Source organism: Paenibacillus sp. CMM36 (genome assembly GCF_053570945.1).
In genome coordinates, this window is sequence record NZ_JBSEDY010000002.1 from 330,519 (window position 1) to 345,420 (window position 14,902).

14 protein-coding genes are annotated in these 14,902 nt (G+C 48.4%); 6 read left to right on the plus strand and 8 right to left on the minus strand.

The window, feature by feature from the left end:
• Positions 1-197: 197 nt before the first annotated feature.
• Complete coding sequence (locus tag ACWA2B_RS05555) at positions 198-1,382, plus strand: GAF domain-containing sensor histidine kinase (RefSeq protein WP_029518646.1); 1,185 nt, start codon at positions 198-200, stop codon at positions 1,380-1,382.
• Positions 1,383-1,521: 139 nt separating this feature from the next.
• Here the strand turns inward: ACWA2B_RS05555 and ACWA2B_RS05560 are convergent, their stop codons facing one another.
• A complete protein-coding gene (locus ACWA2B_RS05560) occupies positions 1,522-2,478 on the minus strand; it encodes a nucleoside hydrolase (RefSeq protein WP_013312477.1) in 957 nt (318 codons plus the stop codon).
• 210 nt (positions 2,479-2,688) lie between these two features.
• On the opposite strand from ACWA2B_RS05560, the gene ACWA2B_RS05565 reads away from it, so the two are divergent.
• Entirely contained in the window at positions 2,689-3,282 is a 594-nt protein-coding gene (locus ACWA2B_RS05565) for a hypothetical protein (RefSeq protein WP_449291779.1), read from the plus strand.
• An 81-nt stretch (positions 3,283-3,363) separates the two neighbouring features.
• Here ACWA2B_RS05565 and ACWA2B_RS05570 read toward each other — a convergent pair whose 3' ends face one another.
• The 3 genes from ACWA2B_RS05570 to ACWA2B_RS05580 are packed head-to-tail and all read right to left on the minus strand — an operon-like array spanning position 3,364 to position 6,881.
• On the minus strand, positions 3,364-3,972 hold the full coding sequence (locus ACWA2B_RS05570) for a pentapeptide repeat-containing protein (RefSeq protein WP_029518648.1): 609 nt from the start codon (positions 3,970-3,972) through the stop codon (positions 3,364-3,366).
• Between the two features lie 37 nt (positions 3,973-4,009).
• Positions 4,010-4,519: a MarR family winged helix-turn-helix transcriptional regulator gene (locus ACWA2B_RS05575; protein ID WP_029518649.1), complete on the minus strand. Its 510-nt coding sequence runs from the start codon at positions 4,517-4,519 to the stop codon at positions 4,010-4,012.
• Positions 4,509-6,881, minus strand: coding sequence for an ATP-dependent DNA helicase (locus ACWA2B_RS05580; RefSeq protein WP_449291780.1), 2,373 nt, complete (start codon positions 6,879-6,881; stop codon positions 4,509-4,511). The genes ACWA2B_RS05575 and ACWA2B_RS05580 overlap by 11 nt, the downstream gene beginning before the upstream one ends.
• A 169-nt stretch (positions 6,882-7,050) precedes the next feature.
• On the opposite strand from ACWA2B_RS05580, the gene ACWA2B_RS05585 reads away from it, so the two are divergent.
• The gene (locus ACWA2B_RS05585) at positions 7,051-8,127 is read left to right on the plus strand and encodes a GGDEF domain-containing protein (RefSeq protein ID WP_029518651.1); all 1,077 of its coding nucleotides are present in this window, start codon (positions 7,051-7,053) and stop codon (positions 8,125-8,127) included.
• Positions 8,128-8,261: 134 nt separating this feature from the next.
• On the plus strand, positions 8,262-8,435 hold the full coding sequence (locus ACWA2B_RS05590; protein ID WP_013312483.1) for an aspartyl-phosphate phosphatase Spo0E family protein: 174 nt from the start codon (positions 8,262-8,264) through the stop codon (positions 8,433-8,435).
• Positions 8,436-8,518: 83 nt separating this feature from the next.
• Here ACWA2B_RS05590 and cidR read toward each other — a convergent pair whose 3' ends face one another.
• The gene (gene cidR / locus ACWA2B_RS05595; RefSeq protein ID WP_328801165.1) at positions 8,519-9,406 is read right to left on the minus strand and encodes a cidABC operon transcriptional activator CidR; all 888 of its coding nucleotides are present in this window, start codon (positions 9,404-9,406) and stop codon (positions 8,519-8,521) included.
• A 131-nt stretch (positions 9,407-9,537) separates the two neighbouring features.
• Between cidR and ACWA2B_RS05600 the strand changes: the two genes are divergently transcribed.
• Both ACWA2B_RS05600 and ACWA2B_RS05605 read left to right on the plus strand, forming a co-directional pair.
• Positions 9,538-9,909 (plus strand): CidA/LrgA family protein, encoded by a 372-nt coding sequence (locus tag ACWA2B_RS05600; RefSeq protein ID WP_029518652.1) that lies wholly within the window; start codon positions 9,538-9,540, stop codon positions 9,907-9,909.
• Positions 9,906-10,583, plus strand: a complete 678-nt coding sequence (locus ACWA2B_RS05605; protein ID WP_029518653.1) for a CidB/LrgB family autolysis modulator — start codon at positions 9,906-9,908, stop codon at positions 10,581-10,583. Before ACWA2B_RS05600 ends, ACWA2B_RS05605 begins: the two co-directional genes overlap by 4 nt.
• Positions 10,584-10,732: 149 nt before the next feature.
• Here ACWA2B_RS05605 and ACWA2B_RS05610 read toward each other — a convergent pair whose 3' ends face one another.
• The 3 genes from ACWA2B_RS05610 to ACWA2B_RS05620 all read right to left on the minus strand — a co-directional run bounded on the left by ACWA2B_RS05610 (position 10,733) and on the right by ACWA2B_RS05620 (position 14,734).
• Positions 10,733-12,436 carry a glycerol-3-phosphate dehydrogenase/oxidase gene (locus ACWA2B_RS05610; RefSeq protein WP_449291855.1) on the minus strand — a complete coding sequence of 568 codons (1,704 nt, stop codon included), beginning with the start codon at positions 12,434-12,436 and terminating at the stop codon, positions 10,733-10,735.
• A 193-nt stretch (positions 12,437-12,629) separates the two neighbouring features.
• Positions 12,630-14,120, minus strand: a complete 1,491-nt coding sequence (gene glpK / locus ACWA2B_RS05615) for a glycerol kinase GlpK (RefSeq protein ID WP_165145910.1) — start codon at positions 14,118-14,120, stop codon at positions 12,630-12,632.
• Between the two features lie 56 nt (positions 14,121-14,176).
• The gene (locus ACWA2B_RS05620) at positions 14,177-14,734 is read right to left on the minus strand and encodes a glycerol-3-phosphate responsive antiterminator (RefSeq protein WP_029518656.1); all 558 of its coding nucleotides are present in this window, start codon (positions 14,732-14,734) and stop codon (positions 14,177-14,179) included.
• Between the last annotated feature and the right edge of the window lie 168 nt (positions 14,735-14,902).

The window sequence follows — 14,902 nt, forward strand, 5'->3', positions numbered from 1 at the left end:
AAGGCTAGCATTAGACCTAAAAAATGAAGGTTTGCGCAAGCGAATAGGTAAATGGAAGTAGAAAGATCGGTTTATAATGAAATAATCATGTATAATTAACAATACGCTCCAAAAGCACATTCAGAGGATCGAGAATGGGATACACAAACTGCTAAAGTTTTTGGATAACCACCACTTTGCATCAGGATTGGAGATACATGACTACTTCACCTACAGGTTTTTATAATAGTATTCAAGAGGCTACCGCGCACGTCATTGATGTGTTGAGTGATATTTTACATGTAAACACCATTTTTATTACCGCTAATGATGGGATTACGAATGTAATCGTTGATTCATTTAACCGGGAAGAGATACTCGTTAAGAAAGGGGATGTGCTCCCTTTTGAGCTTAGCTATTGCAGTCTGGTGTTGGATCATCCTGCGGATCACCTCACGATTTCAGAAACGACTATTCACCCGCACACATGCGACTTAGATGTGACTAAAACTATCGGAAACCACTCATTTACAGGAATCCCTATTCGCATGAAAAATGGTCAGGCTTACGGAACCATTTGTATCTTGGACGCACCATCTGTACATTTGACAGAATCCGAACTGAAGGCCCTACAGGCTATGGCTGTATTTCTGGGTTATGTGGTGGAACTGGAGAAAGAAAAGATAGATGCTGAGATCTCTGCTCTGAGCAAGCTGGATTTGATCTCTTCCCTGAGTAATAAAATTCGGTTTTCGCTAACCGAAATATGGGGAGCCACCGACCTCATGCTGACGACAGAGTTAACAGAGGAACAACAGCAATATATGAGCATCATGGAGTCGAGCAGTCGCTCGCTTATGACGTTGTTGAGTAATATTTTGGATTACAGCAATATAGAGTCCAGGCAGATCGATGATATTGAAGATCCGTTTGATCTGAGAACGATGATGGAAAATGTATTGAGTCTGTATACAGAGGTAGCCGCACAGCGGAATCTAGAGTTGAAGCTTGACTGGAATCTCACCAGCTCGCCTATTTTTATCGGGGATGAGGCTAAAATTCGCCGTATGTTGATTAATTTGGTAGATAATGCAGTGAAGTTTACAAACACAGGAACCGTCACTTTATCTGCAAACACCCGATCTGTGACCGATGCACCTGAGGTTGAACTGGAATTAAAGGTGAAGGATACTGGAATCGGTATATCTCCGAATAAATTGAAATTGTGGCTTGAACATGACCGTGGGTACTCCCCCTCATATGGTAATCCAGGCTTGGGTTGGCAGATTACCAAACATCTATTAAAACGAATGAAGGGTAAGATGACAGGGAGGAGTGAACCTGGTAGCGGGACGGAGATAACGCTCCAATTCACCCTGAAAACATACCAGGAGTCAGCCTAAAACTGAAATTAGCTAGTGATGATATGGTATATCATGTAATAGAAGCCCGTGACGCATAACGTTCACGGGCTTTATGTTATGGGTACGTCTCACTAGGCAGTATTATCGCCCTATGCCGCACGTCTGTACATTGCCAGACTTAGTAACGTTTGGGAGCAGCCAGCTTGGCCAAATCCGCCATATACGTAAAGAAGGCTTCCGGGTCTGTATCATACACCAGATTCACAGGACGTCCATCCGCCTGTTCCACCGTTCTGCCCTGACTTGGCCCTTCTGCGATCACGCTGCAATGCACCGTCTTTTTCTTGACAATGTCCGGGCGTCCTACGGATGCAGTGGTCAGTACATCCCACAAGTAGTAGGTTGAGTTCGTTTCGCTATAGACGAGCGGCGGACATCCCGCGTAGCAGTTGCCTAGGAAATCCACGCCCTCATATCGGCGCTCGGCAGCCCAACGATTGCGTACTGCTGGAGTTAATGGTACTTTGCTTGTGCTTTCCAGCGCTACCAGATCAATCGTGATGCCGCTTTGCCACACCCGATATGCCGCTTCTGGGTCCCAGAATACATTCCACTCTGCTGTGCCGTCATGCTCCGGCTCTTCCACATTCCCTTTTTCAAAGGTGCCGCCCATCCATACCAGCTTTTCAATCTTTGCTTCAATATCCGGTGCTTCATCCAGCGCTCGCGCCAGATCGGTTAGCGGTCCAGTGAATAGCAACAGCGTCTTACCTTCAGCTCCGCGTACCTTTTCGATCAGATGCTGATGAGCTGGCAGGGATGAAAGCGGTGCTTCCATACGCCCCGATTCATTCAGTACGGGTAATGCATCCACATAGAAGGAATGTAAACGCCAAGCGGCAGGAAACGGATTTTTACCGCGTGAATTAGACTTTGCGACTTCCACAGGCCCTTTATTTTGTCCAAAACGATCAATAATTTTACGGCTGGCATCTGTCGCAGGCTCCAGGTAACCATCTGCTGGAATCACCGATACTCCGGTCAAATGAACCTGCTCCATCTGAAGCAGCATAAAAAGGGATACTAGATCATCCACTCCACCATCATGATTAAAATAAACGTTTGTCTGACTCATCTGTCTCTTCCTTCCTTTATCCCCGTAAACAGGCTTGTTCTTATCGGCAACCACCCTTCATTATGCCTGATCGCTTCACAGGAGTAAATGTGCGATAGTACGTGCATCAGGGATTTTTTGCTTGCGCCATGCTTAAGAAAGGTAGAAATGTGTGTAATAACAGGGTAGAATCATGGGTCCTAATCGGAAGCGTATGAAGGAGAGATGCATATGACAGCCCGAACAATAGAAGAGTTGGAGCAGATCCGTAGAGAGTGTAAGTCCATGGTGACAAAAAGGGCTGCGGCTTCGGGTGGAGCGGTATTAGTTCCAGTTCCAGGGGCTGACGTTCTTGCTGATGTTGGCATTTTGATGCAGCTACTTCCAGCCATTAATGGAAAATTCGGATTATCTGAGAAGCAGCTGGAAGGTCTGGACGCAGAAACCAAATCCATGGTGTATGGTTTTATCACCTCAATTGGCAGCAAGCTGATCGGGCGACTCATCACCCGTGAAGTTATCGTGCAGATTTTGCAAAAAATGGGCATTCGGATCGCTACCAAGCAGGTTAGCAAGTTTGTCCCCTTTCTGGGGCAAGGGCTAGCCGCGGCAATTGGCTTTACTGCTATGCGAACCATTGGCAATCGGCATGTCGATCAATGTTATGAAGTAGCCAAACGCTTGCTGGAACAGCGAACTGCCGCAGATATCGCGCGCAACTGGACGGTTCCACAGCAGCCTCTAGAGCCTGTGGGAATTGATCATTTGCCAAACCGGGACCCGGAAGCAGCGATTCCACTACTGCCGGCACCCCCTAAAGATTAAGTCCTTCACATTCGAGTCAGCCATCCATTTCATCCGCACGGGGTACTCCAGATCAAAACCAGCTTCGGTATCCCGTGCTTTTTAGCCTTCTACCTTGGCTCCATAGGAGCGGGCCACCGCTACTGCCTGCTCGATATCCAACTTGGCTCCGGTGATGTCCAGATCTTTAAAATTCACACCATCCATCTTCGCACCGCGCAGGTCTGTTCCTTGAAGATGGGCTTTGTGCAGTCTTACCCGGCTAAGATCCGCCTCTCGTAAATCTGCTTTTTCCAAATTGCATTCGGATAAGTCGGCTTCCTTGAATCGTATTTTTCGCAAATCTTGTTTTCTTAAATCTGCATGACGCAAATTCGTATAAGACCAATCTCCGCCCGTAATTGTAATACCATCCATATTGGCCCCCGCAAAATCTGAACCTACCAGCTTGCAGTTATCAAACCGGACTACGAACAGATTGGCGCTGGTGAACAAACAATTGGTAAAAGCCGACTCCTTGTAGTGAGATGCATTCAGAATGGCTCCGGTAAAATCACAGTCCACAAAAGTACAGCCTTCCACGAGGGACTCATTCATCTCCACACCCCGAAAGCGACATCGGGTAAACTCACAATTTTTCCACTCACCTTCTCTGGCATCCATTGATCCAAAATCACGGTCTTCATAGACCTCATCTGTATAAAAGAACATGTTCTCTCTCCTATTCCTTATTCCCTATATCAGGAATTCAGCATTTCGGCAAGGACCGCTCAAAACCGCCTTTCATTTTCCCCAGCAAACCCTTCATCATCTGATGATCCTGCGGCGTAAACTCAGACATACACGACCGGATCAACTTCGTATAATAAGGCACTATCTTACTTAATAGCTCTCGTCCTGCCTCTTTTAATCCGACAGTCACCATCCGTCCGTCACTCTCATGAGCCACACGTTCAATCATGCCATCTCGCTCTAATCCGTCGATCAGTCCCGTCATGGTCCCACGCGTGACATCCGCTTTTTCCGCTAACTCCGATGGTGTCATGCGATGCGGCGAGTGGCAATGCAACAGGCTAAGCACGATAATCCGACCCTGAGAAGCCCCCAACTTGGTCAAATCTGTATCCATTTCTCTGAAAATACCGTTAGCCAAGCGCGCAAATGTCACAAAAGTCTCTATATTATCTACTTCGGCATCCTCATGTCCAAAGCTACGCAGCACCCCGCGTATGGAGTCATTATGAAAATTAAAGTTCATAGTCTATCCATTCCTTCCTTAATCCCGCTTGTTCCGTCAGACGGTAGCTTTTCCATTCATCTGGCAGCAAAGAAGCATACGGTTCCTTGGCAAAACGATCATCTACCAGGACCAACAACCCTTCGTCGTGCTCTGTGCGGATAAGCCTGCCACCTGCCTGAAGAACCTTGTTCATCCCTGGATATACATACGCATAGTTGAAACCATTCCGTCCCTGTTCCGAAAAGTAATCCCGCAGCACATCTCGCTCTGCTCCAATTTGCGGCAAGCCAACGCCGACGACGACTACCCCATTTAAGCGATCCCCGGGTAAATCAACACCTTCAGCAAACACACCACCCAATACGGCAAAGCCAAGCAAGGTGTGCTCTTGCCCAGGCTGGAAGGCCTCTAGGAATCGATCCCGCTCTGGTTCGGTCATCCCCGGACTTTGTACCAACGTATTTGCGGACACGTCCCGAAGCATGAACTCCTCATATACCTCACGCAGGTATGGATAGGACGGGAAAAACACAAGCATATTTCCTTTCCGTTCCACAACCAATGCAGCCAGCATATCCGCAATCGCCCCTTTGGAACGCTCGCGATCCCGATAACGGATGGAGAGCGGCAGCAGACGTACATCCCATTGCTCCTGATGGAAAGGGGAAGGAACCTGTAACGTATAATCTTCCTCGTTTGCTCCGAGCATGTCCCGATAATAAGCAAGCGGTGTCAACGTCGCGGAAAAATAAATGGCTGAGCGGTAGCCCTTAATAGCTTGTCCCAGCAAGTGAGAAGGATCGAGGCAGAACAGCTTGACCCTCACTTCACTGCGCCCTGCTTCCACATAAGTAACGTACCGTTCATCATATAAAGCAGCAATCCGCAGCATATTCTGAGCAGTAAAATACGTATCCAGAAGCAATGCGTAGGCCGTACTTTCACTACTTGCGCGACTTGTACTACTCCCCGTTACCAGTTCACGTTCAGCAGCTTCCACAAAAGGCACCAGCAGCTCCAGCACCTCTTGCGGCGCTACTGTCTCCACTGCTTTTCCTGTGTCTGCATATTGCTTGCGCAGCGTAATCATATGTGCGTTCACTGCACTCGCAGCCGCAGCAATCTCCGAGCTTAGCAGCTTAAATTCTCGTTTCAGTTCCAAAAAAGAAGATTTCAAAATTTCCGCCGAAAACATGTCCCGGCCGCGTTCTACCAGATTATGCGCCTCATCCACCAGTACGACACCTTTTCGCTTGTGCTCCTCCAGCAATCTTTTCAGAGAAATCCGTGGATCGAAAACATAATTATAATCACTGATTATACCATCCGAGGCATACGCCACATCCAGCGAAAATTCAAAGGGACAAACCTTATGCTTGCGCGCATAACGCTCAATCACCGCCCGGGTCATTAACGTCTCATTCGCCAAAATATCGGATACCGCACCGTTGATCCGGTCGTAGTAGCCCTCGCACATGCTGCATGATCCAGCGTCACAATCATTTTCATCCTTAAAGCAAATTTTATCCTTCGCAGTCAAAGTCACCACATGCATGTGCAGCCCTTGGGTCTGCATTCTGGCATAAGCTTCTTCAGCTGCTGCCCGAGTGGTGGTACGAGCCGTTACATAATATACTCGCCTAACCTGCCCCTCACCGATCGCCTTGATCGCAGGAAACAAAGTGGATACCGTTTTACCGATACCCGTAGGCGCTTTGGCAAACAGGTTAACCCCTTCGGCAATCGTCTTGTACACCGAACCCGCGAGCGTTCGCTGACCCGAACGATACGTGTCAAAGGGAAAGTCCAACATAGCAATGCTGGCATCCCGCTTTTCCGCATGTGCTCTCAGCAGGAATGCATACGGTGCATAACCAGCAATCATCTCCTGCGCGAAAGCTTCCAGCTCAGTAAAGGATAGCTCGCGCCTAAATCGGCGAATGTCTTCACTGTGTGCCTGCACATAAGTAAGCTGGACCTGCATGGAATGATGTTGTTCCTCACGAGCAATCATATAGGCATACAGAAATGCTTGCGCCCAGTGTACGGGTTGACCGTCACCCTGAATATCTTCGAGAGGCAAAGAGATCGATTTAATTTCATCGACCGTCCATACGCCATCCAGCTCAATCAGTCCGTCACAGCGGCCTTCAATGATAAACAATTCGTCCTTATACTGAATTTCTGTACGTAAATGTACCTCTTTGCGGTCATGCTCCTTGTAACCTTTCTGGATATCCTGATGCACGCGAGTTCCTTCGAGCATACTGCTATTCGATCGAAAGCCGCTATGAATGCTGCCGCTCCGATGCACATATTCCACAAGTGGACGCACCGATATGTGAATTGGTTCCTTCATACGATCACCCGTTCCGGTCATAGTCCTTTCACTGTACCACGTAGATAAACGAAACGTAAGGGACAGAAGAATCGTTTAATGGTCGATTGGTATTCACTCATGCCTACTTTTTACCGAAATATAGAAACGAGGCCTTTTGCTTTATTCCCCACGATACTACAACTCTCATTACAGCATAAAGGATAGGGATATGTTAAAAGAATTAATTAACAATTTTGCGTTATTAACGAGCTTCTTATTCTTCGGAAATTTATTTTCCCGGAAATATGAACGTTACCTGACAAATCATGCACTCATTCATCAGATATTAAACGGTTTAATGCTGGGCGTGTTTAGCATTCTGTTAATGATGACCGGTTTATGGATCCGTGGGCACTTTGTGGTTGATCTCCGCCAATTGGCGATTATCATATCTGTTTATATAGGAGGATCGGTATCCGGTCTGCTGACCACCCTGATCGTCATCCTGTATCGTATTTACATCACAGGGGGATGGACGGATATTACTCTGACTGTTACGGTTAATTGCTTCATGACACTAGTCCTTTCACTTATCTTTATTCGAGAAAAAAAGCTAGCCCTCGGCAAATGGATGTCAGCCGTGCTTGGGGCTGTTGTTGTGTCGCTGTTATCTGCTTTTTTTGTGGATGATCCACCCAACTTAGAATCTATAATAATGATCACAACCGTGAAGATTCTTGGCGGCTTGTTCACTTATTTTATGATGTCCCATATCAAAAAAACAGAACGGGCTATTCACCTGCTGGAAGAGGCTGCGAACCGCGATCATTTAACCGGGCTATACAGTCCGCGTGCTTTTGATGCGCTGTTCGAAGAGGTACTTCATGCTTCCAAAACTACAAAAAAACCCTTTGGACTTGTGATGCTAGATATTGACCACTTTAAAAAAATTAATGATACGTACGGCCATTTGAACGGAGACGCAGTCTTAAGCCAACTGGGAATTTTGTTAAATCGGGAATCTACAACAAGAGCATATCCCTCCCGTAAGGGCGGAGAGGAATTCGCAATTCTACTCGGAGACTGTGATACTGAAAAGGCGGCAAACTTTGCCGAGAAGATTCGGAAAGCTGTGGAAAATGAATGTTTTCTCTTGAATGACGGAACCATACTCTCCTTAACCGTATCCATCGGGGCAGGCAGCTCTCCTGTTATTGCATCGAGGCGTTTATTGGAAAAAGCAGACGAGGCATTGTATGAAGCTAAACGATCAGGACGCAATCGGGTAGAACTGGCAAAACCATAGATATTAGTCGCTAAATGTCAGGAAAGCTGGATTATTGTTAATAAAAAGTGGTAAAATGGAAATAACATCGTTATCAAAAAAACTTCTGCCGCTAGTGGAGACATGCCTTACAATCGACATGGGGGGTGGGCTTTGTGAACCTCGAACAATTGGAAAAACTCATGGAAAAAGAACGCCGTGAACTGAATCGCATGGCTGACTTACACGGATTAAAAGATGAACGTGTATTGGACAAATCCTCCAGACTTGACCGTATTATGGACAAGTACCTTCACACCAAGCGTGCAATAAACCAAACACACTCATAGAAGCAAGCTACATCGCTGCCCCTCAGGGCAGCTTTTTTATTCTGCATCGTACTCACCTTCTCGCGGACTGACTACTTCCCGCCCTATTCCGTCCGCAACAATTGCTGTGTGAACGATATCCATTCTCTGGCGGCAAAGGACAGGTAGCGATCGTTCCGCCAAATCATCCCCAAATGCCAAGGAATGACGGGGTCTACCAATGGAAGAACACGCAAGCGCTCAGAATCCAGATCTCGGCAAATGGCCTCCGGCAACAGAGCTACTCCCAGGTTTGCAGCAACCATTTCGCTAATCAGATCCCATTGTGAGCTTTCGTACACTACACGCGGCTGAAAGCCGGCACGAACACATTCCGCAATGATACGGTCATGCAGCGTAAAATCCTCACGAAACAGTACAAATGCCTCCTCCGCCAACGCAGATAACGGTACCTCCTTGCACTCTGCCAATGCATGCGTAGGATGAACGAGCAAATTCAGCTTTTCCTCCACAAACAGAAATGTCTCAAACATATCTCCAACTGCGGGCAGCACGATCACCCCGATATCCAATGCCCCGGCTTCTACGTCCCGTTCCACTTTCTTCGCCCCGTCCTCAAATAATTGAATGGTCACATCAGGATATGCCTTATGGAATTCTCCAATGACACGCGGAAAAAAGCTCGATCCGACCATAGGGGGCAGGCCAATACGGATATGTCCCTTTTTCAGGTTCATCAAATCACTCAGCTCCGAGGACAGGCTCTGAAAGGACTTTACAATTGCTTGTGCCTGAAGCTCAATGACCTTTCCCGCGTCCGTCAATTCGATTCTTTTGCCAATTCGGTCGAACAAAGCGACCCCCAGTTCATCTTCTAGACTTTTAATCGTCTTACTGATCGTCGGCTGGGTAATAAACATGCTCTGGGCTGCCTTTGTAAAGCTACGCAACCGCGCGACTTCCAAAAAATATTGTAAATGTCGGATATCCAAAGCTACACCTTCTCCCATAGATAAACGGAATAGATTATATTCTTTATATGCATTTTACTCATGAAAGCTTGTGATGTAAAATTTCATTACAGTTTGAAAATAACCGATCACAAAGATAGGAGTCATTATATATGAAAAGCTTCATACGCGGTGTCCTCCAGATCGCCGTCCTGATGGCCTTTTCGCTCATCCTGAACGCGGTAGTCTCCTGGCTCCACCTGCCTATACCCGGTAGTATCATTGGTATGCTAATCCTTTTTATTCTGCTGCAAACCGGCTTGGTCCGGCTAAGCTGGATTGAAGTTGGCGCAAACTGGTTGCTGGCCGAGCTGCTATTATTCTTTATTCCCTCCGCTGTCGGCGTCATGAATTATTGGCCGATGCTGGAACACGATGGTATGAGCATTATGCTGGTCGTGTTGCTCGGCACCTTTCTGGTGATGGCCTGCACAGGTATGGTCGCCAGTCTGCTTGGTAAACGAAAGGAGCATAAATCATCATGATCGGTCTTCTATGTATTGTATTGACACTCGCTATTTACTGGATGGCCAAACGCATGTACCGCACACTGCCCAAGGTGTATTTGTCTCCATTGCTCATTACACCTGTTGTTATCATTTTGATTTTGACGCTGACGGGTGTGAATTACCGTTCTTATAATTCGGGCGCCCACTTGCTGTCCATGCTGCTACAGCCAGCTACGATTGCATTTGCTGTCCCTTTGTACCGATATTTCCCAGTGTTAAAAAAACACGCTACCCAAATCGTGCTTAGCGTGCTGTCTGGATCTGTTGTAGCCGTGTTGTCCTCCATGGCGCTTGCCAAGTGGATGCACCTGAATTCTTCCCTGCTGAGCAGCCTGATTCCTCGCTCCATTACGACACCCATTGCGATGAATGTATCGCAAACGATTGGCGGCAATCCGACGGTCACAGCTGTATTCGTTATTCTGACCGGATTGAGCGGTCTTATTATCGGTCCAGTGATTGTAAAACTGTTCCGTATCGAAAATGAAGTCTCCCGTGGGGTACTGCTCGGTACCGGTGCTCATGGTACGGGCACTTCCAAAGCATTCGAGTTCAGTTTGCTGACGGGGACGATATCCAGCATCTCGATGGTGCTCGCCGCTCTCTTTACCTTGGCAGCCGCCCCGTTCCTGTTCCACTTGATGCTGTAAACAATCTGCATACAACAAAAGCAGCGATTCTCTTAAAAATAGAGAATCGCTGCTTTTGTTTTGTAGGCCCCTTTTCCGCATAAAGCAGCGGTGAGAACGAAACGATGGTAGAGAAGCGGAGCGGTAAAGGATACGCATCCTCGTTCCTATTAGATGGCTTTAACGTCACCTTGTTTCACCTCTACCTCTAAAGGCGTTACAGCTTCATACAGGTAAGCATCCAGCTCAGCCGTATATTGTCGTTCTTGCGCGGCGCTCCAGCCTGCATGTTCGGACATCCATGCGATGGCGGGCTGTTTCCAGCGCTTCACCTCGTCAATCTGGAAGAAAAGTGCTCCCGTTCGCCGTATGAAAAAATCAGACGGTGTCACCGTCATTTCCTGTTCCATCGCATACAGGAGCGGGACACGCACTTCCACAGGCAGTGCCGCTTCCTTCTCGGTAGTCTCCTTCATGCTGCGTGCCGCTATCGCAAACAGCCGCTCTGTGTTGGAGCCATAGCGGATTGCCCATGCTCTAGCCGTTTCAGGCGACAGGCCGAGTGCAACACCTGCTGCGGTTTGCTTACCTACGTACGCGTCCCAGCCCGCCGAGCCGCCTACGCTGCCACCCGAAATCGGGATGTGTCTGGTGCGGCATGCCCGGAAGCTCTGCCCATGCAAGCGCCCCAGCTCCCGTACCGCACGATCCACGACGAGTTCGGACATTTTCCGGTAGCCCGTCAGCTTGCCGCCTGCAATCGTGATCAGACCTGAACGGGATTCCCAAATTTCGTCCTTACGTGAAATTTCTGAAGGGCTTTTATCGTCTTCATAAATGAGCGGCCGTACCCCTGCCCAACTGGATTCTACATCCGTAACAGTCAGCTTCACATCCGGGAACATTCCGTTGATCGCTTGAAGCACATACGCCCGATCTTCGACGGTCATCCGGGGATGCGCCGTATCCCCCTCATACACCGTGTCAGTCGTACCTGCATAAGTTTTTCCATCACGCGGGATGGCAAATACCATGCGTCCATCCGGTGTATCGAAGTACACTGCCTGTTTGAGCGGAAAGCGCTCAGCATCGAACACTAGGTGAATACCTTTCGTCAGGCGTAGCACCTTACCCTCCTTGGAGCGATCCATTTCCCGCAGCGTGTCTACCCATGGTCCAGCTGCATTAATAACCAGCGAAGCTCGAATTTCGTATGGTTTTCCCGTTACCCGGTCCGTTACGCTTGCACCGCTTATTCGTCCTTTGTCATACAGCAGCTTGTCAGCCTTGGCATAGTTCACCGCCAGCGCCCCTCGTGTAACAGCTTCCTTCATGACCTCAATCGTCAGGCGAGCGTCATCTGTACGATACTCCACATAGCTGCCGCTTCCCTTCAGTCCATCACGCTTCAGCAAAGGCTCGCGCTCTAGTGTAGCCTGGATGTCCAGCATACGACGGCGCTCACTACGCTTAACACCAGCAAGGAAATCATATACCAGCAGCCCGACAGAGGTGGTAAATGCGTTAAACGTGCCGCCCTTGTGAAAAGGAAGCAACATACGCTCCGGTATGGTCACATGTGGACCATTTTCGAATACAATTGCCCGCTCCTTCCCCACCTCAGCTACCATCTTAACTTCCAACTGCCTCAAATAACGAAGACCCCCATGCACTAGCTTGGTCGAGCGGCTGGACGTACCTGCTGCAAAATCCTGCATCTCCACCAATGCTGTCTTCAAACCACGATCCGCCGCATCCAGCGCAATACCCGCCCCTGTAATGCCGCCGCCAATGATTAATATATCAAAATGCTCATGTCCCATACGTTCCAAGACAGCAGTTCTCTCCTGCGCAGCAAATCCCTGTTCTCCCATCATGTATCCCTCCAGCTTTGTATATATTCACGATGCAATCTGCCAACCGACTCATCATAAGGTACAAAAAAAGACCACGAACATCGCTGCGGCGGATGCCGAGCGGTTCATGGTCTCTCCAAGTCTCCTGACGAGTATTAACTTATCTATATCGTAGCACACACGATACGCTATGAAAAGGGAAATCTGCCTGCTACTTGAACGCCATTGCGGCATGAACTGCCTTTTTCCAGCCACCATAAAGATCAGCCCGCACGTCTTCACTCATGGACGGAGTAAAGGTATGATCACTTTGCGCATACCCCCGGACCTCATCCAAACTGCTCCAGAACCCAACTGCCAGTCCTGCTAAATACGCCGCACCGAGTGCAGTTGTCTCGTTCACAGCAGGTCGTTCTACTGGCAGATCGAGAATATCGCTCTGGAACTGCATCAGGAACTCGTTCATCACTGCACCTCCATCTACACGCAATGAACGCACAGGTACACCCGAATCGCTCGCCATGGCAGTTAGGACATCTTTAGTCTGGTAGGCCAGCGATTCCAGTACCGCTCGTATAAAGTGCTCCTTGGTCGTTCCCCGCGTCAAACCAAATGTCGCACCGCGCACGTCACTATCCCAATACGGGCTGCCCAGACCCACAAAGGCCGGGACAAAATATACCCCTTCTGTGGAGGTCACACGCGCCGCATACGCTTCACTATCTTTGGCTTCGCGGAACATACGCAACCCATCACGCAGCCACTGAATAGCAGATCCGGCTACAAAAATGCTGCCCTCCAGCGCATACTTCACCTGACCATTCAGCCCCCATGCAATGGTCGTAATCAGTCCATGTCCCGAGTCACAGGGTTCATCTCCGGTATTCATCAGCATAAAGCATCCCGTACCGTATGTATTTTTAATCATACCTTTGTCGAAGCATCCCTGACCGAACAGAGCTGCTTGTTGATCGCCTGCCGCTCCGGCAATAGGGATTTCCTGTCCGAAAAAGTGATAATCCACCGTATGCGCATATATCTCAGAAGATGATTTCACCTCTGGTAGCATAGACGCAGGAACGCCGAGAATATCCAGCAGCTCCTCATCCCATTTTAGCTCATAAATGTTGTACATGAGTGTGCGGGCCGCATTGGAGTAGTCTGTTACATGTGCTTTACCACCAGACAATCTCCAGATTAGCCAGGTATCAATCGTACCAAACAGCAAATCCCCACGCTCCGCTTGAGCTCGTGCCCCTTCGACGTTGTCGAGTATCCATTTGACCTTGGTGCCAGAAAAGTAGGGATCAATGAGTAGTCCCGTTTTGCTATGAAAAATATGATCAAATCCACGGCTTTTCAATTCCTCGCAGATCCCGGCTGTTTGCCGTGACTGCCATACCAGTGCATGATATACAGGCAGACCCGTATGTTTATCCCACACTACTACGGTTTCCCGTTGATTCGTAATACCAATCCCGGCAATTTGGCTGGCTTTCACACCTGATTCTGACAAGCAGGAGGCGATGACGGCCAAAATAGAGCTCCATATTTCATTGGCGTTTTGCTCTACCCACCCGGGCTGGGGAAAATACTGTGGGAACTCCCGTTGTGCCTTGTATACCACTGTTCCCTGCCGATCAAACAAGATGGCCCGCGAACTGGTTGTGCCCTGATCTAAGGCAAGAATGTATTGCTCCATCGTTTCCCAGCCTCCTTGCTTATTATGTATGGTTACCCACTTGATACAAATAAAAGCTATTGCTTATAGTGTTCGAACAGCTGTTTATTGGAGGTCGTAACTGCTGTAGCTCCCGCGGCCAACGCTGCTTCCACATCCTCAGGGGTGCGAATAAGTCCGCCTGCCAAAATAGGAATGCCAGTGCGTTCGCTGACCTCCTTAATCATCGGTGGAACAACACCGGGCAGCACCTCAATATAATCCGGACGCGTTTTTTCTACCAGCGCGTAGCTTTTTTCCAGTGCAATCGTATCGAGCAGGAACACCCGCTGTACAGCAAGAATTCCTTTCTTTTTAGCAGTTGCGATCACCCCGGACCGGGTCGAAATAATCCCAAATGGCTTAATTTCCTGACACAAATATTCAGCCGCATACTCGTCATTCTTCAAGCCTTGCACCAGATCGGCATGCAGGAGCATTTGCTTGCTGCGACTTCTAGCCATCTGGTACAGGCTACGCAGCTGCGCTACATGCGTATCCAGAAAAACCGCATACTCATAAGAACTGTCCAAAATACCCTCCAGCTGCTTCATATGCTTAGCTGCAGGTAAAATGCGTTGTCCCTGAAATGGCATGGATATCCCCCTTAGGCTGAATGTCGGTCAAACTCGTTCAAATTTTATATTATCACTCTGTTCGACGAACGTGAAGCGGTTTCATTGCAGATATGTATAAAGGCTGCCTTCCCTGCAATAGATGTCAGCAGGAAGAAGACAGCCTAATCATTCAAAGAACTGGATCAA

Bases quoted from the DNA above. Each gene is read 5' to 3' on its own strand.
- ACWA2B_RS05555 (WP_029518646.1), top strand. From the start codon at position 198: ATGACTACTTCACCTACAGGTTTTTATAATAGTATTCAAGAGGCTACC.
- ACWA2B_RS05560 (WP_013312477.1), bottom strand. From the start codon at position 2,478: ATGAGTCAGACAAACGTTTATTTTAATCATGATGGTGGAGTGGATGAT.
- ACWA2B_RS05565 (WP_449291779.1), top strand. From the start codon at position 2,689: ATGACAGCCCGAACAATAGAAGAGTTGGAGCAGATCCGTAGAGAGTGT.
- ACWA2B_RS05570 (WP_029518648.1), bottom strand. From the start codon at position 3,972: ATGTTCTTTTATACAGATGAGGTCTATGAAGACCGTGATTTTGGATCA.
- ACWA2B_RS05575 (WP_029518649.1), bottom strand. From the start codon at position 4,519: ATGAACTTTAATTTTCATAATGACTCCATACGCGGGGTGCTGCGTAGC.
- ACWA2B_RS05580 (WP_449291780.1), bottom strand. From the start codon at position 6,881: ATGACCGGAACGGGTGATCGTATGAAGGAACCAATTCACATATCGGTG.
- ACWA2B_RS05585 (WP_029518651.1), top strand. From the start codon at position 7,051: ATGTTAAAAGAATTAATTAACAATTTTGCGTTATTAACGAGCTTCTTA.
- ACWA2B_RS05600 (WP_029518652.1), top strand. From the start codon at position 9,538: ATGAAAAGCTTCATACGCGGTGTCCTCCAGATCGCCGTCCTGATGGCC.
- ACWA2B_RS05605 (WP_029518653.1), top strand. From the start codon at position 9,906: ATGATCGGTCTTCTATGTATTGTATTGACACTCGCTATTTACTGGATG.
- ACWA2B_RS05610 (WP_449291855.1), bottom strand. From the start codon at position 12,436: ATGGGAGAACAGGGATTTGCTGCGCAGGAGAGAACTGCTGTCTTGGAA.
- glpK (WP_165145910.1), bottom strand. From the start codon at position 14,120: ATGGAGCAATACATTCTTGCCTTAGATCAGGGCACAACCAGTTCGCGG.
- ACWA2B_RS05620 (WP_029518656.1), bottom strand. From the start codon at position 14,734: ATGCCATTTCAGGGACAACGCATTTTACCTGCAGCTAAGCATATGAAG.